At 39.5% G+C, this 23830-nt stretch carries 21 protein-coding genes; 6 read left to right on the forward strand and 15 right to left on the reverse strand.

Annotation, left to right across the window (positions count from 1 at the left end; all coding sequences use genetic code 11):
- The first annotated feature begins 7 nt into the window (after nt 1-7).
- Both dxs and H4J54_RS06600 read left to right on the forward strand, forming a co-directional pair.
- On the forward strand, nt 8-1894 hold the full coding sequence (gene dxs, locus H4J54_RS06595; RefSeq protein WP_182190097.1) for a 1-deoxy-D-xylulose-5-phosphate synthase: 1887 nt from the start codon (nt 8-10) through the stop codon (nt 1892-1894).
- Nucleotides 1895-2120: 226 nt separating this feature from the next.
- Nucleotides 2121-3656, forward strand: coding sequence for an amidase (locus H4J54_RS06600; RefSeq protein ID WP_182190098.1), 1536 nt, complete (start codon nt 2121-2123; stop codon nt 3654-3656).
- Nucleotides 3657-3792: 136 nt separating this feature from the next.
- Here H4J54_RS06600 and ribBA read toward each other — a convergent pair whose 3' ends face one another.
- The 8 genes from ribBA to H4J54_RS06640 form a co-directional block, all read right to left on the reverse strand.
- The gene (gene ribBA / locus H4J54_RS06605) at nt 3793-4902 is read right to left on the reverse strand and encodes a bifunctional 3,4-dihydroxy-2-butanone-4-phosphate synthase/GTP cyclohydrolase II (RefSeq protein WP_182190099.1); all 1110 of its coding nucleotides are present in this window, start codon (nt 4900-4902) and stop codon (nt 3793-3795) included.
- A 10-nt stretch (nt 4903-4912) separates the two neighbouring features.
- The gene (locus tag H4J54_RS06610; RefSeq protein WP_182190100.1) at nt 4913-5572 is read right to left on the reverse strand and encodes a riboflavin synthase; all 660 of its coding nucleotides are present in this window, start codon (nt 5570-5572) and stop codon (nt 4913-4915) included.
- A 75-nt stretch (nt 5573-5647) separates the two neighbouring features.
- Nucleotides 5648-6775, reverse strand: coding sequence for a bifunctional diaminohydroxyphosphoribosylaminopyrimidine deaminase/5-amino-6-(5-phosphoribosylamino)uracil reductase RibD (gene ribD, locus H4J54_RS06615; protein WP_182190101.1), 1128 nt, complete (start codon nt 6773-6775; stop codon nt 5648-5650).
- A 53-nt stretch (nt 6776-6828) separates the two neighbouring features.
- Nucleotides 6829-7284: a transcriptional regulator NrdR gene (gene nrdR, locus H4J54_RS06620; protein WP_182190102.1), complete on the reverse strand. Its 456-nt coding sequence runs from the start codon at nt 7282-7284 to the stop codon at nt 6829-6831.
- A gap of 200 nt (nt 7285-7484) precedes the next feature.
- The gene (gene glyA, locus H4J54_RS06625) at nt 7485-8741 is read right to left on the reverse strand and encodes a serine hydroxymethyltransferase (RefSeq protein WP_182136052.1); all 1257 of its coding nucleotides are present in this window, start codon (nt 8739-8741) and stop codon (nt 7485-7487) included.
- 794 nt (nt 8742-9535) lie between these two features.
- Nucleotides 9536-10699: an ABC transporter permease gene (locus H4J54_RS06630; protein ID WP_182190103.1), complete on the reverse strand. Its 1164-nt coding sequence runs from the start codon at nt 10697-10699 to the stop codon at nt 9536-9538.
- A complete protein-coding gene (locus H4J54_RS06635) occupies nt 10696-11442 on the reverse strand; it encodes an ATP-binding cassette domain-containing protein (protein WP_182190104.1) in 747 nt (248 codons plus the stop codon). The genes H4J54_RS06630 and H4J54_RS06635 overlap by 4 nt, the downstream gene beginning before the upstream one ends.
- A gap of 3 nt (nt 11443-11445) precedes the next feature.
- On the reverse strand, nt 11446-12945 hold the full coding sequence (locus tag H4J54_RS06640) for an alpha/beta fold hydrolase (RefSeq protein WP_182190105.1): 1500 nt from the start codon (nt 12943-12945) through the stop codon (nt 11446-11448).
- A 407-nt stretch (nt 12946-13352) separates the two neighbouring features.
- Here H4J54_RS06640 and H4J54_RS06645 point away from each other — a divergent pair, with 407 nt between their 5' ends.
- Together H4J54_RS06645 and H4J54_RS06650 are read left to right on the forward strand one after the other, a co-directional pair.
- Complete coding sequence (locus tag H4J54_RS06645) at nt 13353-13571, forward strand: EF-hand domain-containing protein (protein ID WP_182136059.1); 219 nt, start codon at nt 13353-13355, stop codon at nt 13569-13571.
- A gap of 389 nt (nt 13572-13960) precedes the next feature.
- The gene (locus H4J54_RS06650; protein WP_220464286.1) at nt 13961-14596 is read left to right on the forward strand and encodes a hemolysin III family protein; all 636 of its coding nucleotides are present in this window, start codon (nt 13961-13963) and stop codon (nt 14594-14596) included.
- 42 nt (nt 14597-14638) lie between these two features.
- On the opposite strand, the gene H4J54_RS06655 is transcribed toward H4J54_RS06650, so the two are convergent.
- The 7 genes from H4J54_RS06655 to H4J54_RS06685 form a co-directional block, all read right to left on the reverse strand.
- Entirely contained in the window at nt 14639-15838 is a 1200-nt protein-coding gene (locus tag H4J54_RS06655) for a pyridoxal phosphate-dependent aminotransferase (RefSeq protein WP_182190106.1), read from the reverse strand.
- 58 nt (nt 15839-15896) lie between these two features.
- Entirely contained in the window at nt 15897-18005 is a 2109-nt protein-coding gene (gene ovoA / locus H4J54_RS06660; protein WP_182190107.1) for a 5-histidylcysteine sulfoxide synthase, read from the reverse strand.
- A gap of 54 nt (nt 18006-18059) precedes the next feature.
- Complete coding sequence (locus H4J54_RS06665; RefSeq protein ID WP_182190108.1) at nt 18060-19163, reverse strand: hypothetical protein; 1104 nt, start codon at nt 19161-19163, stop codon at nt 18060-18062.
- A gap of 480 nt (nt 19164-19643) precedes the next feature.
- Nucleotides 19644-19874 (reverse strand): glutaredoxin family protein, encoded by a 231-nt coding sequence (locus H4J54_RS06670; RefSeq protein ID WP_182190109.1) that lies wholly within the window; start codon nt 19872-19874, stop codon nt 19644-19646.
- Between the two features lie 96 nt (nt 19875-19970).
- Entirely contained in the window at nt 19971-20582 is a 612-nt protein-coding gene (locus H4J54_RS06675) for a fumarylacetoacetate hydrolase family protein (RefSeq protein WP_182190110.1), read from the reverse strand.
- Nucleotides 20583-20639: 57 nt separating this feature from the next.
- The gene (locus tag H4J54_RS06680; protein ID WP_182190111.1) at nt 20640-20990 is read right to left on the reverse strand and encodes a hypothetical protein; all 351 of its coding nucleotides are present in this window, start codon (nt 20988-20990) and stop codon (nt 20640-20642) included.
- A 97-nt stretch (nt 20991-21087) separates the two neighbouring features.
- Nucleotides 21088-21393 (reverse strand): hypothetical protein, encoded by a 306-nt coding sequence (locus H4J54_RS06685; protein ID WP_182190112.1) that lies wholly within the window; start codon nt 21391-21393, stop codon nt 21088-21090.
- Between the two features lie 352 nt (nt 21394-21745).
- On the opposite strand from H4J54_RS06685, the gene H4J54_RS19680 reads away from it, so the two are divergent.
- Complete coding sequence (locus H4J54_RS19680) at nt 21746-23254, forward strand: HAMP domain-containing sensor histidine kinase (protein WP_182190113.1); 1509 nt, start codon at nt 21746-21748, stop codon at nt 23252-23254.
- Entirely contained in the window at nt 23254-23826 is a 573-nt protein-coding gene (locus H4J54_RS06695; protein WP_182190114.1) for a hypothetical protein, read from the forward strand. The genes H4J54_RS19680 and H4J54_RS06695 overlap by 1 nt, the downstream gene beginning before the upstream one ends.
- Nucleotides 23827-23830 lie beyond the last annotated feature (4 nt).

The raw sequence follows: 23830 nt of genomic DNA on the forward strand, positions 1-23830 counted from the left end.
GAATCATATGACTATAAACTTAACTGAATATCCTTTATTGGCCAAGATCAATTCTCCGGCTGATTTACGAAAATTAGAGCAAAAGCAATTAACAAAAGTCAGTGAAGAGCTAAGACGTTATCTTTTAAATTCTGTCAGTAAAAGTAGCGGTCACTTTGCCTCGGGCTTAGGTACCATTGAATTAACCGTTGCCTTACATTATGTTTATAACACGCCATTTGACCATTTACTGTGGGATGTTGGACACCAAGCATACCCACACAAAATACTCACTGGCCGACGTGATCAACTACACACTATTCGACAAAAAGACGGCTTGCACCCGTTTCCATGGCGTGAAGAAAGTGAATACGACGTGCTTAGTGTCGGTCACTCAAGCACCTCAATTTCTGCTGCCTTAGGGTTAGCAGTTGCAGCTGAGCAAGAAGCAAAAAATCGTAAGGTGGTTTCGGTCATTGGTGACGGCGCCATGACAGCAGGCATGGCTTTTGAAGCTTTAAATCATGCCGGCGATATCAATAAAAACATGTTAGTTATCTTAAACGATAACGAAATGTCAATATCGGAAAATGTCGGTGCGTTAAATAATCATCTAGCAAAATTACTTTCTGGCAGCATATATACCGGTATCCGTGAAGGGAGTAAACGCATACTTGAAAACATTCCACCGATTAAAGAATTAGCCAGTCGTGCTGAAGAGCATTTAAAAGGTATGGTAGTGCCAAGCTCCTTATTTGAAGAACTGGGTTTTAACTACATTGGTCCAATTGATGGTCATGACGTAAATGGCTTAGTGGCGACTATTTCTAATATGCGTAACCTCAAAGGTCCACAATTACTGCATATTGCCACTAAAAAAGGTAAAGGTTATCAACAGGCAGAACAAGATCCAATCAAGTATCATGCCGTACCTAAATTTGATCACACAGAAACAAGCCTACCTAAAAGCGCACCCAGCTTGCCCACTTATTCAGCCATATTTGGTGATTGGTTATGTAAAGTGGCTGAGCAAGATAGTCAGCTTGCCGCAATTACGCCAGCCATGCGTGAAGGCTCAGGTATGGTGGAGTTTAGCCAACGCTTTCCCAAGCAGTATTATGATGTGGCTATTGCTGAACAACATGCAGTCACTTTTGCTGCCGGACTAGCTATTGGTGGACAAAAACCTGTGGTGGCTATTTATTCGAGCTTTTTACAACGCGGTTATGATCAATTTATTCATGACGTAGCGATTCAAAATTTACCCGTATTATTTGCCATTGACAGAGCCGGTATTGTCGGCGCTGATGGTGCGACGCATCAAGGTGCATTTGATTTAAGTTTTATGCGTTGCATTCCAAACCTCACTATCATGACACCCTCTGATGAACGCGAATGTCAGCTAATGCTAAATACCGGTTATCAGTTAAATACCCCTGCCGCCGTGCGCTACCCTCGTGGCAGTGGCAATGGTGCAACACTACCGGCAATATCAGAAACACTTGAGATCGGTAAAGCTAATATTATTCGTGCGATAGACGATAGCACCCAAGTGCAAAGTAAAGTGGCTGTGCTTAACTTCGGTACCCTCTTAACGCAAGCGAAAATAGCGGCAGAAACCCTTAATATTACCTTAGTTGATATGCGCTTTGTTAAACCCTTAGATCAAGCGCTTATCAAAACACTATGTGCCAGTCACGACTGTATTGTCACCGTCGAAGACAATGCCATTGCTGGTGGTGCTGGCTCTGGTGTTAACGAATTTATCTTAAGCCAAGGTATTGCGAAAAAAATTCTCAATATAGGCTTACCCGATAGTTTTATTAAGCACGGCACCCAAACGGAAATCCATCAAGAATTAGGTTTAGATAGCCAAGGGATAATCGATAAAATCAGACAATTTATGCAACTATAAAGCCTTAATTCACCGCGAGTAGCAAACACGCCATTTGACAAAGCAAATGGCGAACTTCCTTATTCGACACTAAACATAGTACAAATATAATACAAACACATTTCGTCAAAAATTTTTACCTCTCATGCTAAACCTCACTACCACGTTTAACCACGCTTACCTTTAAGGCTAGACAAGTGGCTTTTTTTAACCTTATATAAACGTACAAATAATAAAAGGAAGTACTATGCGAATTTTTATTAGCATTATAGCAGCGCTCATGCTCTGCACTTTGTCAGCTTGTTCAAAAAAAAACATAAATCATCACGAATTAACTGTGACAAAAGTTCACCGCATGATGGAAAATAAACAGCTAACAAGTGAAGTCTTGGTCAACTATTACTTAGCGCGAATAACCAAAATTGATGACCAAGGCCCACAACTAAACGCTGTAGTTCAGCTCAATGAAAATGCGCTTAAAAGAGCGCAAGAGCTTGATGCGATTTATAAAAAATCAGGGAAAGTAGGACCGTTACACGGTATTCCTGTTTTATTAAAAGATAATATCGATACTATTGACGGTATGGCCAATACTGCAGGCTCTTGGGCGTTAAAAAACCACTACCCTAAAAATGATGCTTTTTTGGTTCAGCAACTTAAAAATGCTGGTGCGATTATTTTAGGAAAAACAAATTTAAGTGAGTGGGCAAACTTTCGTTCAACCTCGTCGTCAAGTGGTTGGAGTGGCCTATGGGGTCAAAGTAAAAACCCATACGACTTTACTACAAGCCCATGTGGGTCTAGTGCTGGCTCTGGCGTAGCCATTGCAGCAGATCTGGCATTATTGGCTGTAGGCACAGAAACAGACGGCTCTGTAACCTGTCCATCGGCAATAAACGGTATTGTCGGCATCAAGCCTACTTTAGGTACCATAAGTCGAGATGGCATTATCCCTATTGCCCATAGCCAAGATACTGCTGGCCCAATGGCGCGCACAGTGACTGACGCTGTGCTCCTGCTGGCAGCATTAACTGCTGTTGACAACAGTGACCATGGTGCACTATCGACTACGACTGATTATATTAGTCATTTAAAAATAGGCGGCATCAAAGGCAAACGCATCGGGGTTGCCCGAAACCTTACGGGTTATCATGGCCAACTTGATGCGGTCTTTGAACAAGCTATTGCCGACTTACAAGCCCGAGGCGGAATTATTGTTGATGCAACTAATTTCACCAATACTGATGCTTGGGGTGACGCAGAGTTTGAAGTGCTGCTATACGAATTTAAACAGGGTTTAAATACTTATCTTGCAGACACAGGTGATAATATCCCTAAGTCACTTGCAGCCTTAATTGCCTTTAATCTTGCAAACGCGGATAAAGAAATGCTTTATTTTAAACAAGAAATATTTGAGATGGCACAAGCTAAAGGACCATTTACTGATGAGCGTTACCGTGCAGCATTACTGCTAGCAAAAAAATCAACGCAAGATGAAGGTATTGATGCCCTCTTGGCTGAACACCAGCTTGATCTGATAATTGCACCAACAACAGGGCCAGCTTGGAAAACTGATTGGATAAACGGTGATCATTATTTAGGCGCAGCGTCTTCTGCTGCAGCCATTGCTGGTTATCCCCATATTACAGTGCCGATGGGCTATGTTCATGGCTTACCTGTTGGTTTATCAATGTTTTCAGGTAAATTACAAGAAGGTAAATTGATTGAAGTTGCCTATGATTATGAGCAATCAACGTTACATAGAAGATCGCCAGAGCTTTAAATATTGTTGACCTGACTATCATATGGCATCAAAAAAGCGATTTGAATGACTTCAAATCGCTTTTTTACTTGGCGCACATTAGCTCTATCGCACTCACTTGGCAGTGAAATAGTCACAATATTCACTAAAACATCGTTTACTCAGCAATATATTCCACGACTTCTAAGCCAAAGCCTGAAAGCGAGTGATATTTCGTTTGTGAACTTAATAAGCGCATTTTACTGACACCTAAATTAGCTAAAATTTGCGATCCAACACCAACGTTACGTGAACCAACATGACGTTTCACTTCTTTAACGGTTTCACCCGCGTCAAGCTTAGCGTATTTCTGTACTTGGGCAATAAGCTCTATAGGTGACTCGTGCTTGCCTAATAAAACTAATACACCACCCTCTTTGCCAATTTTTTCCATCGCACTCGACATCGGCCATTTAGCGACACTTTCACGTTGACTCAATAGTAGATCTTTAAAGGTATTTTCTAAGTGCACACGCACTAATGTTGGCTCTTCAGGCTTAATTTCACCTTTAGTTAAGGCAAAGTGTGCTTGACCGTCAATCGTGTCTTTAAATACGGTTAGATCAAAGTCACCAAATTCGGTCGGTAATTTACACTTTGAGATCCGTTCAATAGTGGTTTCATTGGCGTTACGATATTCAATTAAATCCGCAATAGTCCCCATTTTTATGCCATGTTTTTCAGCAATAATTTCTAGGTCCGGACGACGCGCCATGGTGCCATCTTCATTTAATATTTCAACAATAACCGCTGCAGCTTCAAGACCAGCTAAACGCGCTAAATCAACACCTGCTTCGGTATGACCCGCACGGTTTAACACGCCACCATCTTTGGCGATCAGTGGGAAAATATGGCCCGGCTGCACAATCGAGTTATGATCAGCGTCTTTGCCAACTGCGGCTAAAACGGTCGTGGCACGATCAGCGGCAGAAATACCGGTAGTTACCCCTTCAGCCGCTTCAATAGAGACAGTGAAATTAGTGGTGAACTGGGCGTCGTTTTTATCTACCATTAACGGTAACTTTAACAACTCGCAACGCGCTGCCGACATTGGCATACAAATAAGACCACGACCATGTGTTGCCATAAAGTTTATCGCTTCAGGCGTTACTTTTTCTGCCGCCATAATGAAGTCACCTTCATTCTCGCGATCTTCATCATCCATTAAGATGACCATTTTACCTTGAGCTATATCGTCGATAATCTCTTGTGGCGTGTGTAAATTCATGACAACCTCTTTATTTAATAAAACCATTACGCGCTAATAACGCATGCGTAACACCTGACGGGTCTTGCTTGCCAGTTGTTTGCTTGGTAAGTAATCTTTCTAGATAGCGGGCAATTAAATCAACTTCTAGATTAACTTTAGTGCCCACTTGGTATGTACTGATAATTGTTTGACCTGTGGTATGTGGAACAATCGTTAAGCGAAATTGATCGGCGCTCAAACTATTGACCGTCAAGCTAGTACCATCGATAGTCACTGAGCCTTTTTCTGCAATATAGGCTGATAGTTCTGCCGGCATAGTTAACCAATAATCTATGCTATTGCCCTTATGCTCAATGGCGCTAATTTCACTCACCGCATCAACGTGACCCGACACCATGTGGCCACCGAATCGTGTGGTAGGTAGCATAGCTTTTTCAAGATTAACGCTAGCACCCATTTTATAATGTGCGAAACCAGTACGTGTTAAGGTTTCGCTAGATACATCAGCGCTAAAGCTGCTGCTATCTAAGGCAACAACGGTTAAACAAATACCATTGGTTGCAATTGAGTCGCCTAATTTAACATCTGATAAGTCTAATTTTGCCGTATTAATGGTGACGCGCGCGCCATCGCCTGAGCTATTAATTGCTTTTAAATGCCCTACGGCTTCTATAATGCCTGTAAACATATTATGTCTCGTCGTCTGTGTAGCTTATTGTTTATTATTACTACTGACCCTAGTTTGGCCAATCAAACCTTCAGGTTAACGACTAAACTTTGCCGTTATCCTAATATCTTTACCCACCATGCGAATATCATTTATATCAAGGTTTTTAGCCGCAGATAGCTGCAATATTGCTGGCATATTAAGTAGGCTTTTACCCTCACTACCGATAAGTTTTGGTGCTTGGTAAAGTACCAGTTCATCAACTAAGTTTGCGCTAATAAAAGCGCCGGCTAGCTTAGCGCCTGACTCAATTAAAATGTCATTCAAGCCTTGTTGAGCCAAGTAAGCTAACAATAAACTGAGATCGATATATTCACTATCGACCGCTTTAGAAATAATCACTTGTTCTACAAAATGTGGCCAAGTATGGCTATTTTCAATAGTTTGTCGAATTAATATTATTTTACTGCTGGTTTTAAAAACAGCAAGATCCGGTGTTAAGCGATTTTTACCATCAATAATAATACGAACTGGCTGCCTAATATCTGCTTGTGCATAACGCTGCTTTAGCTCACCTAATGCATGCCAACGAACATTCATTTTAGCATTGTCAAAAATAATAGAGTCGGCGCCACAAATAATGCCACAACTTTGTGCTCTGAGTCGTTGGACATCAGTGCGGGCTTCATTTGAGGTTATCCACTGGCTTTCACCACTGGCCATAGCCGTTTTTCCGTCCAAGCTTGCTGCTAATTTACAACGAACATAAGGTAATTGGGTGGTCATTAAGTGAATAAAACCAGGGTTTAATGCCCGAGCATCTTGTTCAAGCAAGCCAAACTCTGTGGTTATTCCTGCCTCAGTTAACAACTCAAGGCCACGACCCGAAACTCTTGGGTCTGGATCAACCATAGCGGCAATAACATGGCTCACTTGTGCTTTAATCAGCGCTTCTGCACAAGGCGGTGTTAAACCAAAATGACTACACGGCTCTAGCGTGACATAAGCAGTGGCACCTTTGGCTTTGCTTCCCGCCTGTTTTAGTGCATAAACTTCAGCATGCCCTTGCCCTGCTTTTTGATGAAAACCTTCACCAACCACTTCGCCCTTCAACACAATGACACAACCGACACGAGGATTAGGTGAAGTGGTAAAATGGCCACGCTTTGCCAAACTAATGGCGCGCTGCATAAATTGATGATCTTTTAACGAAAAATGGCTCATTACTGGACTCAAAGTTAAACTGTGATGGAGCTTCTACCCATCGAATTCATTCATTATTTTTCATCGCCTAAACGGGCAATTTCTTCACCAAACTCTTTAATATCTTCAAACGAGCGATACACTGAAGCAAAGCGAATATAAGCCACTTTATCTAAAACTTTTAGCTGTTCCATAATAATGGTACCCAGCATTTCACTTGACACTTCGCGCTCGCCTGTTGCTCTAAGTTGTGATTTGAGTTTATTAATCGACAACTCTATTTCTTCAGTACTAACAGGTCTTTTCTCTAACGCACGTAATAAGCCATTGCGCATTTTATCTTCGTTAAAAGGTTCTCGAGAGCCATCACGCTTAATAATGCGTGGCATCACTAACTCAGCACTTTCGAAGGTGGTATATCTTTCATGGCACGCTAAACATTCACGACGACGACGGACTTGGTGACCATCTGACACTAAACGTGAATCGATAACTTTAGTCTCGTTGGCTGAACAAAAGGGGCAATACATTGATGAGTTCCAAAGTTAACAGGTCATGAGCAATTTAATCTTGGTATGTTAATTGAAAACACTTCATTAAGCCAAATAGTTTGCGATTAATGGCAAACGAGTACTAGCCAAATAAAAAACAGTTAAAAAAAAATGGCCACGAAAGTGGCCATTTTAAGTGTAATCAGGAAATAACAAGATTATTTAAAAGCTAAATATAATTACTTATAAACCGGGAAGCGTGCACAAAGCTCACTAACGCCGGCTTGAACTTTAGCGATCACCGCTTCGTTGTTGATATCATCTAAAATATCACAAATCCAACCTGTAGTTGTTTTGGTTTCTTCAACACCAAAACCACGACGAGTAATGGCTGGTGTACCTAAACGTAAGCCAGAAGTCACAAAAGGTGAACGAGGATCATTAGGTACAGAGTTTTTATTCACTGTGATATGAGCACGACCTAATGCGGCATCAGCATCTTTACCCGTAATATCTTTATCAATTAAATCAAGCAATAATAAATGGTTATCTGTGCCATTAGAGACAACTTTGTAACCACGTTCTTGTAATACCGCCACCATAGCTTTAGCATTATCTAGCACGTTTTGCTGATAAACTTTAAATTCTGGCGCTAATGCTTCTTTAAATGCTACGGCTTTTGCGGCAATAACATGCATTAATGGTCCACCTTGACCACCAGGAAATACCGCACTGTTCAATTTTTTATAAACCGCTTCGTCATCACAACCCGAAACAATTAAGCCGCCACGTGGGCCTGCTAATGTTTTATGTGTTGTTGTCGTTACAACATGGGCATGTGGCACTGGGTTAGGGTATAAACCCGCAGCAACTAAACCGGCAACGTGAGCCATATCAACGAAAAAGTAAGCACCCACTTTATCGGCGATTTCACGCATACGAGCCCAATCAACCACACCAGAAAAGGCTGAGAAACCGCCAATGATCATCTCTGGTTTATGCTCTAGTGCTAAACGTTCTAATTCAACATAATCAATATCACCGGTTTCAGGGTGCAAACCGTATTGAAAAGCTTCATATGATTTACCTGAAAAGTTTACGTGTGAACCATGCGTTAAGTGACCGCCATGCGCTAAACTCATACCTAATACTTTGCCGCCTGGAGAAACTAAGGCTTGGAAAACAGCAGCGTTTGCTTGTGAGCCAGCATGTGGCTGCACGTTAGCATAAGTTGCGCCAAATAATTCTTTTGCACGATCAATAGCGAGTTGCTCGGCAATATCAACATACTCACAACCGCCGTAATAACGCTTACCTGGGTAACCTTCAGCGTATTTATTAGTCAGCTGTGAACCTTGAGCTTCGAGTACACGTGGACTACAGTAGTTTTCCGAAGCGATGAGTTCAATGTGCTCTTCTTGACGAACAACTTCATTACTCATTGCTTGATAAAGTTCTGGATCAAAATCAGCAATATTCATATCACGTGTAAACATGTTATATCCTCAAATAGTCTGCCGTTGGCAATACTGGGGGTTGGGGGTTGGCTTTAGTTCTAAATTAATTGCGGCATATTTTGCCTGAACTTGCCGTGCTTGTACACGATAAAACCGTGCTCTTTTAGTTCATTTTGCAATCAAATATACTTTGAAGTTAGCTGCAAAAGTTTTTAGTACTAATATCAATAAATAGTTGAAACTAATATACTGCCTTAAAAATGCAAAAACAATACATTTAATTCATAAAATAACATACTTAATCAAATTAAATACAATTTAAATAAAATAAGCTGTAAATTATTCGAAATCGACATCACATCGACATCACTTAGTTGTGTTAACTCGATCCTGCGCTTAGCAAGGTGGCAAGGCGTTGTTATCGACCTAAGCCCCAACTCGAATAATAAACGCAAGCATGACTCAAACATTTAAGGCCAATAAAGCGTTAATCCTTGAATTGGCGCGAAAGCTAAATAATGCGCGCGACGATATAGTTAACACGATTTATTGAAGCAGCTTGTTTTGAATCGCGGAGTTGGTTTCAAAGCTATTGCTTATAGGATGTAGCCGTCTTTAATGCTGCTTAACCGACCAAGACAATGAATCAATATGCTTTGCTTGCTTACTTACTAAATAAATAACTCAATGGCTCTTTAGCCACTTTACACTGGCTATTATTTGCTAACTAATACCACTTACGTGATGCTTTTTATACCCGCTTAGCCATAGCCGTTCCACTTCGAACTATATCTTGTTATGGAACGGCTCTATTTGTGGCTAACTTACTGTGATTAACTTAACGACATCACCACTTTTTCAGAGGTTAATCGTTTCGCCAAAATTAACACCAAGACCACAGTTAACGCGATAGTGGCTGCACTGGTAAATAGCAAGGCACTCCAATCAATGGCTAAGCCTTTAAACACATCTTCCATCAACAATGACTGGCCAGAGATTGGCATCCAATCAATCCAAGCTGGCTTATCATCCATCATCATTAAGGCAAAAGGAATAACACTAGGCACCATAATCAACATGGTCACGGTTGACTGTGCTTCTTTAAAACTCTTGGCCTGAAAGGCAAATAATAGCTGTAGTGCCGCCGCGAGGAAGCAAATAGGTACCAATAGCAATAACAAAATAACAAAGGTACTGGCGTCAATATTAAAGGTTGCGCCTATTTTCGTTAGGTCAACAAAGTTCATCGCTACTGAGGTAAGTACCAGCATTAATATAATAGAGATAATAGCAATTGAACTGGCACAGCTCAATTTCGCTAGCACTATTTTTAAGGTACTAACCGGCTGACACAATAACATTTCTAATACATTACGTTCTCGTTCGCCAGCACTTGAGTCAATAGCAACTGGCAAACCTGACATAAACGCCGCCATCATTAAATAAACCCCTAAAATTAGAGAGATCATCACTGCATTACTACTAGGTAGCGAGGTATCTTGTTCAAGCAATTTAATGGGTTGCAATAATTTAGTATCAATACCGCGCACTAATAACCGCTTATAACCAATAAGTAGCGAGTGATCGCTAACAACATCTTTAATCCGGCGAATAGGAGAGGTTAACGACTTCTCGTTATAATCTGCGCGCAAGGTTAATTCAATTGGCTTACCGGCAGCCATATCTTTAATAAAGGTGTCAGGAATGGACAATTCAATGTTGCGTTCATTCCAATTACGCTCTTCATCTGCGGGTACATCAGCAAAAGATAAAATATTCTCATCTTTAAGGGCTTTAATCAGTTTTGGTGCATGTTGCTCACCACTATATTTTACATAGACTGGCGGGTTGTCTACCGCTTCTTTAATGGCTACGTTTAACATCACCATAATCACAACTGGCATCAACAAGGCCATGCTCATCGCTACCATGAGTGCGCGCCGGTCGCGAAAAGCTTCTTTAAATTCTTTTACCATTAAGGCTTTCAATTGCATCATGCGGCGACTCCTTCATCAGAGCCAATGAGTTTCACAAAGGCTTCTTCCAATAAGCTTTCTCCTGCTAAATCACACAATTCTTGCGGTGTGCCTTGGGCCGCTAACTTACCGTTTGAAACAATGATCACGCGGTCACATAAGGCAGCAACTTCTTGCATAACATGTGAAGAGAATAAAATGCAGTGACCTTTAGCTTTAAATTTAGCTAAGTGGTTACGCAACACGCGCGTACTCATGACATCTAAACCACGGGTGGGTTCATCAAGTACAAAATTTTTCGGTTGATGGACTAAAGCCTGAGCCAAGGTCACTTTCATGCGCTGGCCTTGCGAAAACCCCACCGTTTTACGATGCGCTAATTCAGTCATTTCTAAATCAGATAGAATTTGCTCAATGGCGGCATGCTTTTTTGCGCCTTGCATGCCATGAATACTGGCAAAATAATCAATTTGTTCATAAGCGGTTAAGCGCTCATATAAACCAAACTTATCAGGGAAAATACCTAAGAGTTTTCGTGCTTTAATAGGTTCTTCTGTTACTTTAATCCCATCAATAGTCGCGTAGCCTTCATCGGCACGGAGCAAACCATAAAGCGTGCGTAAACAGGTGGTTTTACCGGCACCATTCGGGCCTAATATACCCGTTATTTCGCCATCTTTTGCAATAAAAGATAGGCCATCTAAGGCTTTAACCGTATTTTTTTTACTGACAAAACTTTTATGTAAATTATTAACTTCAATCATGATTTATTCCTTTGCTTGGGTTGGCATAGCGTTTGGCGATACTTGGGGTGCACCACCACCATTTAAACCCACCATAAATGACTCATCAGGAATTTCTTCAAGACATGATTCATCAAGTTCCTTTGGCGTTTGTTTTTCTAAAAATTCATTCACAATTTTGATACCACAAGTTGTAGAAGCTACTATGTGCGCATTGTTTTTAGAAATAATGTGATGACTATTAGGTAAATTCACGTGAGACTTTTCGCCGTTACTCGCTGGTGTAACCGGGTCTAACTCACCTGACATAATCAGAGTTGGAATATCAGCGGTAACTGTTTGATAAAAATCAGCACTAGGTTGATACGTTGGCCAAGCAGCACAAGCTTTACCAACCATCACTAAACTCATACCTTTAGCAAAATTATTATCCGCATCAACGGCTTTCATGTCGTCTGATATTTTTGGAAAGTCTTCATTGCAAACAATATTAAAATGCAAACCTATATATATACCCATACCACCTTCGCTTTGAGCAATAATACCGGCTAGTGGCATATAGTTACCTAAATACGCTTGATGAATTAACAACGGTACTAAGCTCCGTGTTTCCATCGAGTACAATTGCATTTGTATACTTGAAATGAATTTATCCTTGCTAATAGTGAAAGCAGTTTTAGTACCTAACCTTGGGTGTGCAATTTCTACTGTTACTGGCGCTTGAGATAGTTTATGAGTGATGGCGGTAAATTCTTTCGCCAATTCAGGATATTGTGTCGCACAGCTTTCTTCGTTCTGGCAATTTTCAATTAATTTGATAAAAGAGTGTTCGACGCTTTTTCCAAATAAGCCAATGGGCACTTCAATAGGGCCAACACTGTCGAGAACTACACTCTTTAACGATGTCGGGAACATACGCATATAAACTAAGCCAGCACGTGTGCCATAAGAGCCACCGTAAATATGTACCTGTTGATGACCTAATGCACCTCGAACCGCATCGAAATCTCGAATAGCATTTTCTGAATTATATTGACTTAAGTCGCCCTTAAGTTGTGCTATACATTGTTCAATATCAGCAAGTGAAAAATCTTCTGGCAAGCTAGTGTAGGGGTCCATGTCCAATGCATCTTCACACTGTAATGGATGAGATTTTCCCGTGCCACGTTGATCAATAAGAATTAAATCGCGCGTTTTTCTGATTTCATTAAAGCCACGATAAATTTGCGCCGAAAGCTCAGCAGCAGCCTGACCAGGCCCGCCAGCTAGAAACATTAATGGCAGTTTTTCTGTACTATTATCTATCGCCGGTAACACCACAAAATTTATATCTATCTTTGTGCCATCAGGTTTAGCATAATTTTCAGGGGCGACATAAGTGCCGCACTGTACTTGTTGTCTAATGCCCTTTATATGGCAACTTTCTAATGTCAGTTGCTGTTTTACCATATCCTCAGCAACGCTACTGTTGCTTATCGCAATCAGTAAACTCGCACCAAACAAACCTTTCCAATTTATTTTCATTTTATCTTCCTTTTAAAACCTTGACTGCAGAGTCTTATTATTGGCGATTTTATTACCGCTTTTTTTTAAAATTTAATTCAAGCTATTCTTAATAGCTAACACGACCTAATACCGCTAGATAGAGTCGCTAAGAAGTTAACACATAATCAAGTTGCTAAGCGCTAAATAAAGTAAAAATAATGTAAAAATAATGAGTTGAAAAATAACATGACTTGCTGTGATATTTATCATGCTATAAGAGCGAGCATCATTCTATTCGATATCAGCAATGCCCTTTGCTCTATAAAAATAGTCTTATGTGGCAAAAACACACGATTGCACGAAATAACAGAATTAATCATTCACATAGTCCTAAAATAACGATAAAGTCTGTTATAAGTATTATTCGCCAGATAAGAGGATGACTGATGGAATTAAATCAGTGGGTAGATGAATTATTTGAATTGTTTGATGAAGATAAAGACGGTGTCATCAATAGAAGTGAGTTTGTCGAATTGATTGACTGCTTGCTACAAGATAAAGGCATTCGTATGTGTGAAACCATATTCAATCGCTTTGATAAAAATCATGACAACTCAATTTCCAAAGATGAGTTACGTGAAATGGTTATTGATCTAGCACTCTAGTGCTTATTTGCGCTTGTATATCGCTCGCTATATAAGCGCATTTTTATGCGTCTTGACGGTCAAATTTTAACCTATTAATTTTAATCATATAAATTGAACCTCCAACTTATTTTTAAAAATAATACTGAATTTTCCACCCTTTGCTACCCGTTTATGGATAGTGCTTGTGCTGTTATTGACACAATTCTTTCTAAAAAACATTATTCAAACGCGCTTTCTTAGTCACCTTTTTCAAGTCACTTTTCTTCGCCCTTATTGCTCAACAATGATGAAACCATATTAGCTTTTGTATCATGCTTGACAAGCTTAAAGGTCAGACCTCTAGTATTCCAGTCTGAGGCTTGTTATCATAATCGGCGTACACGCGTACACTGAAATGGAAATATAACGTGCAAACTCAAAATTACGGCTTAGTGGAAGAAATTGTCAATGCAGTTAGTCACGGACTGGCGGCATTGCTTAGTGTGGCCGGCTTAACACTTTTAGTCACTTTAGCCTGGATACAAACTGACATGGTTAAAATCATCAGTTTTAGTATTTATGGTACTAGTTTGGTTTTACTGTTTAGTGCCTCAACACTTTATCATGCGCTATTACATGAAAAGGCAAAAAGAGTCTTTAAGCTACTCGATCATTGTGCGATTTATTTATTGATTGCCGGCACATATACCCCACTCATGCTAGTTACATTAGCTGATGACATTGGCCCGCTAATGTTGGCTATTATTTGGGGGCTAGCCATTTTAGGTATCGCTTTTAAAGTTAAGTTTGCTAACAAATATAAAAAGTTATCGCTATCAACCTATTTAGGTTTAGGTTTAATCTCCCTAACCTTTATACATAAACTCAATGCTAAACTTGCCTATGAAGGCATGATTTTACTGGCTTTGGGGGGTATTATTTATGGCTTGGGTACTATTTTTTACGTCAGAAAAGACAAGGAATATAGTCACGCTATTTGGCATTTTTTTGTATTTCTAGCCGCTTTGTGCCACTTTTTTATGATGTTTTTTTACGTACTTTAACTAACTAAAAAGTAACAGCTGACAGTTATAAACTGTCAGCTGTTAAGCGCTAGCGATACTTGTTGTTAGCAAATAATCTTCAAATTTTTCTAGTGTGTTAGCGAAGCTCTTTTGGCCTAGACCTAAACGAAAATAATTACCTGAAAGTCCGAAAAGCTCACTGGGCAGCGCTAATATACCGCTTTGTTTGGCAAGTTTATCTGACCAAGATATTATTGAGTCGATATTTTTAACCTCAACTAGTGCGAGCATACCTGCCTGAGGCTGATGCCAATGTAATTTTTCTGGCTGTCGGGCAACAAGTGCCGAAAAAAGCGCTATATTGTCGGCAATAAGCTGATTATTGCGGGTTAAAATATCTTGGCTATTTTGCAATGCCAGCAGCGCTAATTTTTCATCAATTTTCGAGCAGCAAATAGAATGAACGGCTTTAATTGCCATTAAACTTTGCAGTAGTGCCTTATTAGGTGTTAACGCCCAACCAATACGAACACCAGCCAATCCTAAGCTCTTAGACATCACACTCACCACAATACTTTTTCGGTAGTCTAAATACCCATGAGCTAAAGCTAAACCATAGTAATTGCTGGCTTGTGAAACATCATCACTTAACAAGTAACACTGATAATGCTGCGCCAGTTGCAGTATTTGCTCGGCGAGTTCACTGTCAATAACACTACCCGTTGGGTTATGTGGTGAATTCAGCACAATAAGCTGGGTTTTGTTATTCACCACTTGCTTAAAATCGTCAATATTGGCTTGCCAATGGTTGTCGGCGCAAAGTGCTATTTCTCTGACGATAACGCCCATCGACTTCGCCATACTGACCAAAGACGGATAACTGGGTGTCATGACAACGATTTCATCGCCGGCACTTAATACTGCTTGATAAATAGCTGAAAGGGCTTCCTGCGCGCCGCAAAATGTCACTGCGCTATCAGGCGTTATTAATCGGCGATGGCAGTTTAAACCTTGGTGAAACTTAACGATTTCTTGCCGCAACGCCCCATCGCCTTGAACAGGCGAGTAGCTTAAAAGTGTTGCGCCAATGGGGTCTGTTTCAACATCGCGTATACTTGGGTTATCAGTGCCTAAACTGCTAGCGCCTAAACCAGCAGTGCCAAGCTGACACAACTGAGCTAATGTCAAAGCCTGTGCGGTTGAATCACTTAAATTATGCTCTATATAACCCGCAAGACTTTGACTATAAGCAATATGTTTAGGCAGTGAGTAAGTTGGCATAGGTTAGCTATTCTTCTTTATGTAAATGCTTATGTAAATACGGCGATAAGTCAGCAAGCTATTTTGCTCGCCAAACGCTGAGCTGACAGTGAGAGACATTGAAATTACGCGCAGAGTCTGCGACAACGCGCGGCAATTCTTTGGTCGCTACAAGGTCAAACTCATCATTGAGCTCACTGGTTAAGGCATCAATACCTGATAAGTTTTCACCATTAACTTTCACGCCACTTAGCCATTTAGCTTTATCTGTTGTTTGCAACTGATAATGATAATCTGAAATAATAATCAGTAATCCTGAAGGGTTTAAACGGCTTACGGCATTAGCCAATAAACGCTTAGGATCGTAACTCTGCTCCAAAGCATTTTGAATCAAAATAACATCATAGTGCTTAAAGTTATCTTTGAGATTACAACCGTCTGCCTGACTGAACAATATCCGGTCACTATTAGCCTGTTTAACCTTATCCGCTAGGGTAATTTCATTATACTCGCAGATATCTCCTTCAATCGTATGGGTATAACGGACACTAGCGCCAGTTTGTAATTGCACACCATATTGAATGGTGCGCGCAGAGAAGTCTACCGCATCAATATGTTGAAAAGATTGACTCAGTTCAAATGCTACTCGCCCAACACTACAGCCTAAGTTAAGTAAGCGCTCAGTCGCAACATTTTCAGCAGCGATAAAACTCTCCACCTGTTGTGCTATTTGTTGACCATAATTTTCATGGCCAAGCACATTAGCGCCGAAATAACATTCAAGCTGCTGGCAAATATCTTTACTTGTTTCATATTTATTAACTGCTGCTGGTGGTTTTTCTGCATGCTCACTAACCACATAGCGAAAGCCTGCATGCTGATAAAAATGTCGACGAAAGGCATAGCGTGAAGAGGCTAAAGTTTCATTACCCGTAGAGATCCAAGAGCCCCCTTTAATTAAGTTATGCTCGCCGTCAAAGGTCGGTGTCGAAAAGTCGTCGTATAAAGGGTGAACATTAAAGCCGGCAAAGCCATCAATGGCTGATTCAGTCCACTGCCAAGTGTTACCAATAACATCAAAAAATTCACCCTGCTGATGTCGGTTAACTGGGCATGATGATGCTTGATAAGCTAAATCAATATTACCAGGCACCTCAGGCCACTGGTGTTGATCACCAGCAACATGCTCACGAAGACAATACCACTGAGCTTCAGTAGGTAAGCGAACAAAACCTTTGGTCGTTTTTTGTCGCCACTGGCAAAACGCTTTTGCTTCTAAGTAATTAACTTCTACCGGCCAATCTAATGGCAAAGGCATTTCACTTGTTAAGTTACGCTGAGCATATTGGCCATTACTATAGCGCCAAAACCTCGGCATTTCAGCTTGAGTAAATTCTAGCCATGCTTGGCCTTCTTGGCACCAAAACTGTTCTGAGCGATAGCCACCGGCGACAACAAAAGCCATGAATTCATCATTGGACACTAAAAATTTAGCGGCACTGAAGTCATCAACATCGACGTCTTGATGACCATATTCATTATCCCAGCCAAAGGTTTGGTCATCTGCTTTTTTTCCTAAAGACAAGTGTTGAGACTTAACCGCTATTAATTGGTTTTCAGGTGCAACTGATGAATCTAAACAAGGCTGCCATTGATCTTGGCTTGTTAGCCACTTTAATGGCAACATACGCATAATCACAGATGACGTTTCAAGATGAATACGTTCGTGCTCGCAACCCATCAATATCATCCAGGCTAACGAGTCTTGCGTAATAGGTAAACTCAACGCCATATTATCAATCAAATCGAGTACTAAATCATAAACTTGCTGGCGATAAATTCGAACTTCATCGACACTTGGCCAGTCATAGTGTTCGCTATTAAGATCGTCCCAACTCATTTCATCAACACCGACCGCGCAAATAGCTTCTAAACGACTGTTGACTCGCTGCTTAATATATTTACCCAGTATCAGCTTATTGACATAAAAAGTTGCGGTATGTCCAAAATAAAAAATTAATGGGTGGCGTAACCGTTCTGGCCTTAAAAAATAGGCATGGTCATGATTGATCAGTGAGAATAATGACTCATATGTCGACCAAGTATTTTTAAAGTATGCTGTTAACTCTTCTCGCTTTTCTGCTGTCGAGTTGCCATCAAGTGTCGGGGTATTTAATTGTTTTATCATTTAATTCTTCGCTAAATATGTTGGTAGTCGACTTAGTATTTCAAAGCTCACGCTTTAAATAATGATACTTGGCCGTTGAAATTGTTTTAAATAACCATGTTGCAATAATTGCCCCCTACTTAACTCTGTTGTATTTTCACCATAACTGCAGGTTACACTGAGCGCTTTGTCTATACTTTGGTTGAACCAATCATTATTGGCAAATAACGTAATAGCTCCAACACTGTTAGCTTGATCATGTAACGAGCTAGGTAATTGGCCATACGTTTCACTCTGCACTGGGTAGCCATCTTTCATATCATCAATAGCTTCAATAACATTTAACAAAGCAAAAATGACATTCAAATAGGGGTTGTAGTGCTCACTCGACGCACCTAGCCTGTGTTCAATCCTTGCGGTTTTATGCCAATTATTCTGACTCACGATGACCTTGTTTTTATCATCATATAATAGTGGCTCAACACCCATTTTTTGATTGTGTTTACCAATGTCTCTGTACAAAGCAATACTGCCTTGATGTCCGCCAGAAATATCAACAGGAGAACACAGCTCTTGTGCTAAGCCATATTTCGACTTTAATGCTAATCGCTCAAAGGCTTCTTCTTCTGGCAAATAAATTAAGCAGCAGGCTAAACTCGTACGTAAAAAATGTTGCTGTAAACATTCACCAAAATCACCAGAAATAAGTAGATTTTTTCCACTTACATCTTGTACGCTAACATTAATTTGTACCGCATTAGGAATATGTACCGCACGGTTATCGCCACTAAAAATATTTTCACAGCCAGCAGCTAACTTGCCATGATCACCCGCCCAAATAACAGGCTTAATAAGTGTTTTTGTCGCGCCTTGAACAGCAAACAGTTTTGGCAAAATTTCAATAGCGCGACTCAGGTTTTGTGCCTCTTTTAATGGACTTTGGCCATTGAAAATCGACACATACTCCCATTGATTACTCCAATACTCAGCAACCACTTCACCATCAATACCCAGTGCTAATAAATTTCTATTCACCTGCCTATAATCTATATGCTTATCTTTTGGCTTTTGATAACACCCTTCCAATTCAAAGTGTATTAATGCGCGAAAGCCGCGTTTATTGATGTAATCTTGCAGACCAGAAATTATGGCTTCTGCGAGCCTATTTAAACTATTCATAATGGATAAATACTTGAACGTTGATATTTTGAATATACTTGGATAATAAAAAAAATTATAGCTAAGTGACTAATAATTTATTTATACGTAGTAATGATGATTTAGGATTAAAAAACTTTAACTTGATTTTTATTCTGGTGTTTTGCTTGATATAAAGCTTGCCCAGTATTGAGGTAAAACTGAGCCGTATTATCAGATTGGAACGACAAGACAAAAAAATGTCGTTATCTTGAGACTGACAGTCACACTAGCTTAATGTTATTTATCTATTGTTGAGTTATGAGTTGCTCAACAATCTTTTGCTGTGAATTTTGACTTTAACCTCTGGTTTTAAAATGTTTTTTCTGGGTAGCACACAGAGGCACTGCCACGCCAATACCAGCAAAAATATCATTTTGGCGAAAAAACTCTCAAAAATTTTCTCCAAATTTCTCGATAATAAAGGTACTTTTTGTGGCTTCAGCATGGGTCTGTTGGGTATTAGTTAGCTTGATAGAGTTCATTAAAGCTTTTAATGTTAAAGCCGCTAAGAACTTGATTACCAACTTTTAATACCGGTACACCACGTAAGTTTAATTTGGCAAACTCTTTCTGGCCTGCTGGCGTCTTTACATTGCATAAACGAAACGCAATGTTTTTTTCTTCAAGGTAGCGCTTTGCCGTCTGGCAATGTGGGCAATTAGTCATGGTATAAAGCGTGATACGTTGCATAAAGTGAGTTTTAAACAGTTAATTTAATTTAATGAATTATCGCATAGAATGAGCGTAAAACATTCATTACAGTGAGATATTATTATTGGTTGCAAGCTAAGTTGCTTGCCATTGTTTAGTCACTAAGACCTTATCTTGATTCAATACTCGCCCTTCAAAAACATCACCCGATACCACTTCACCGACACCAACAGGTGTGCCTGTCATCACAATATCACTGTCTTCTAGGGTAATAAAAGAACGGATTTCATCCAATATGGCTTGCGGTGAATGTAACATCATCGCTATCGAAGCAGATTGTCGGCATTCACCATTGATCAAAAGCGTTAATGCTAGGCATTCATCAATGACATCTATCGTCACAAAATCGCTAAATAGTGCAGAACCTGTAAACGCTTTAGCGCGCTCCCATGGCAAGCCCTTGGCTTTTAACTGAGTTTGCAATGCTCTTTTAGTCAAATCTAAACCTATAGCAATAGCAGAAAATTTACCTTGTTGATACAAAAAACAAAGCTCAGCTTCATAATGCAAAGCTTCTTGATGGTAAGAGCAAAGTTGCTCACCAATAGCCGCATTGGGTTTCATAAATAACACCATATCATCAGGAACTTCATTACCTAGTTCGCTGATATGTAAAGTATAATTTCGACCAACACAAATAATTTTAGATGGTGTAATATAAGTATTATTAACTTTAACCGAATTCATTAGACTGCCTTTAAAATACGTTAACGCACCATGCTAAAACGCAATCAGTGCTAATAACTATACTATAACTAATTTTAACTCGGGTTTAACATAATTTATTGGTGGAACTTTAACTGTATCTGAAGATTTTCGTTGTTGCTTAAAACGGTCAAAATTTACGGTTTCAAGTCCTAATTGCTGACTCATTTTCTCAAAGGTTTGATAATCTTCACGTGTAAAGTCATCATCTTCACGAGTCAGCAGACCATCAATATAGGCGCTGTCACCATTTAAGGCAATATTAGCAACAGCAGTATAAGGTTTACCAAAATCCTCAACGCGTATTGCGCGTACTGATTTCACTTCAAAAATCCATTTATCAATTTTAACATAACGGGACAAACTATCTTGAGAAGACTGATGTTTCATGTGGAGAGGTCCTTAAATTCAGTAAAAATGATCGGCTGCTTGGTTAAAAAAACACTAACAGTCGAGAAAATAAGCTATTAACAGAAAAAATTATTTTTTATAATAAATGTTTTTTCATCTTAGCTAGGTATTGGTTAAATTCTTCTTCATTAATTTCTGTATCGCCATTGATATCGAGCTGAACAAAAACTTTTGTCAATGTCTCATTTTTAGCTAATTCTTTTGCACTTAAACTATTACTTTTATCGACATCATAATCTGTGACTAATTGAGAAAAAGGGGCTGTAGGCTCTGCCACTTTAAGTGTTGTTTTACTAACATCATTGTTAGCAAAAGCAAGGTTTGATGCCAGTGATGCGACAACAACAGTGATAGACAATTTTTTTAAGCTCATATTATTCATATCTGAATCCTTATAATTAATGGCACATCAAGAAATATGCCGACCATGGCCCATGCCACTTACAATGGATACTTTGCACATCTCATGCCAAAACATAAGCCACTGATTTTTATAGATTTAAATTACCTGACTGCCTAATGAATGTCTCCAATTAGCAACAACTTGTCTGCACCATAATTTATAAATAATGACTGACATTAGCCAAAATTTAAAATATCTATACAAAACAGTTACTTGAAAAAACTAAAAGCTATCGGCACTATTGTCGCCGTATTGAGACAGCATTGTTTTTTTTGCGTTTTTAGCTAACACTATGTAAATGTTTATTTGGAAAAAGGCCCAAGCACGCATTGTGAGCAATTCAACCACACTCGCCAGTAAAGCGCATCATAGGAATTTGTCGATAAAAAGCTTATCAATAAAGTCATTAACCTTGTTAGGATTTGGTTTAGTCGCTTTACCTCTGGTCGTTGCTTTAATTTTTGGTGCCTCGCAAGTGAATACGCTTGCTAAAAAAAGTGCCAGTGCAATTACTGGTATAACGGAAATATTGGATCAGCAACAATTACTGAAAAGTAGTCAAATCAAACTGGAACGCAGTGCTGCGCAATATTTAGTACTGCGAGATCCTGCTTTGGCAACCAGTTATAATGAGCAGTGCAAGCAAATATTACAATTAGCTCAACAATTAATCGCGGCGAGCCAAGACCAAAAATTACAGCTATTGGTAACTGAATATGCCAAAACTGTTACGGCACTGATTGAACAGACCATGCCAGAAGCTGAACAAAAATCGCCTACTGACAGCACTATCATCAAGCCAATACAGGTCATATTTAGTGCCCTAAATATGACTTATGAACAAATTACTCAGCGAAGTGGTGAACTTAACACCTTGCATATCACAAATATTAAACAGGCCGCACAAGCTGTCCGCGATATTATGATCCAGAGTTTAATTATTATTCCTATTAGCATAGTTATTGCGGCTATATTTATTTTCTTAATCACTAGCCCGCTTAAAGTGCTTACGCAAAGTATTTTTCGATTACAACAAGGACATTTTGATCATGAAATCAAAGTAACAGGCTCGCCAGAGATTCAAGAAATAGCGCTAGCTTTGGAAAACATGCGTACACGTTTACAAGCGTTAGAGTTGCAAAAATCGAGTTTTATTCGCCATATATCACATGAATTAAAAACCCCCCTAGCAGCCATTAGAGAAGGTACAGAGCTGTTATATGATAATAGTGTTGGTGAACTCAATGCCGAGCAACAAGAAATTTCTCACATTATTAAAGACAGCGTCTTTCGCTTACAAAAGCATATTGAAGACTTACTCGATTTCAATATTGTCCTCGACTCAACCAGTTTACAAGATTCCAAGTTGATACAGATTAATGAGGTAGTCTATCAAGTGATCTCAGAGCAAAAGTTAGCTATAAAACGTAAAAAACTTATCCTTAATAATAACTTGAGTGATATTGCTCTTTTTAGTAACCGTAAACAAGTCGCTGTTATTATCGACAATATTTTGTCCAACGCGATAAAATATTCACCGGATGAAGGCGTGATAGATATTTCGTCGGCGCTAGTGGATGGCCACTTGCAGCTATTTATTAGCGATCAAGGCATGGGGATTGCTCAGGAAAATAAAGACAAGATATTTGATGCTTTTTATCAAGGTCCGCCACCTGAGCAGAATTTAATCAAGGGCAGTGGTCTCGGCCTCACCATAGTTAAAGAACTTATACTACGCCTCAATGGCAATATTGAATTTTTGGCTGCACAAAATGACCAACAGGGGACTAAAATAAAAATCACTTTACCACGCGCTTTTCGCCAAGAGGAATCCGTTTAATGGCTAATTTACAGCGATTTTCATCAGCAATGATACTACTAAGTATAGGGTTACTGCTGTTATCTGGTTGTCAACTCATGACAAAACAGGATAATAGCAGCACAAGTTATGGTGAGTATTATTTAATATTACAACAACTTAACCAACAACAACTAACCGATGAGGTGAGTAAGCAACAAAGAACACTTGAAAAAACAACAAAGACCAACAGCCAGATGCACTATGACGCGCAAATAAAACTCCTGCTACTTTATAGCCTACCTACGTCACCTATTTACAATGCTTTCAACGCTAAAGTATTGTTAAATGAATTAAACAGTGAGGAGAACAATGCCGCACTCGCTAATATCAACCCAAGCGAACAGGCTTTTATTTCCTTATTGCGCGATCAATTAAATCAATGTTTACTGATGAGAAGTCGTTTGCTCGCCCAGCAACAAGAGCTTGTACAAGCACAACGACAGCAGGCAATAAAACAGCAACAAACGTTAATCGAACAAGTGAAATTATTAGAACAAACCATTAAACAACTCAAAAATATTGAGCAAGCTATTGATAAAAGAGATCAATAATTGT

The sequence above is a fragment of the Colwellia sp. MB3u-8 genome, assembly GCF_014076985.1.
Classification (GTDB): Bacteria; Pseudomonadota; Gammaproteobacteria; order Enterobacterales; family Alteromonadaceae; genus Cognaticolwellia.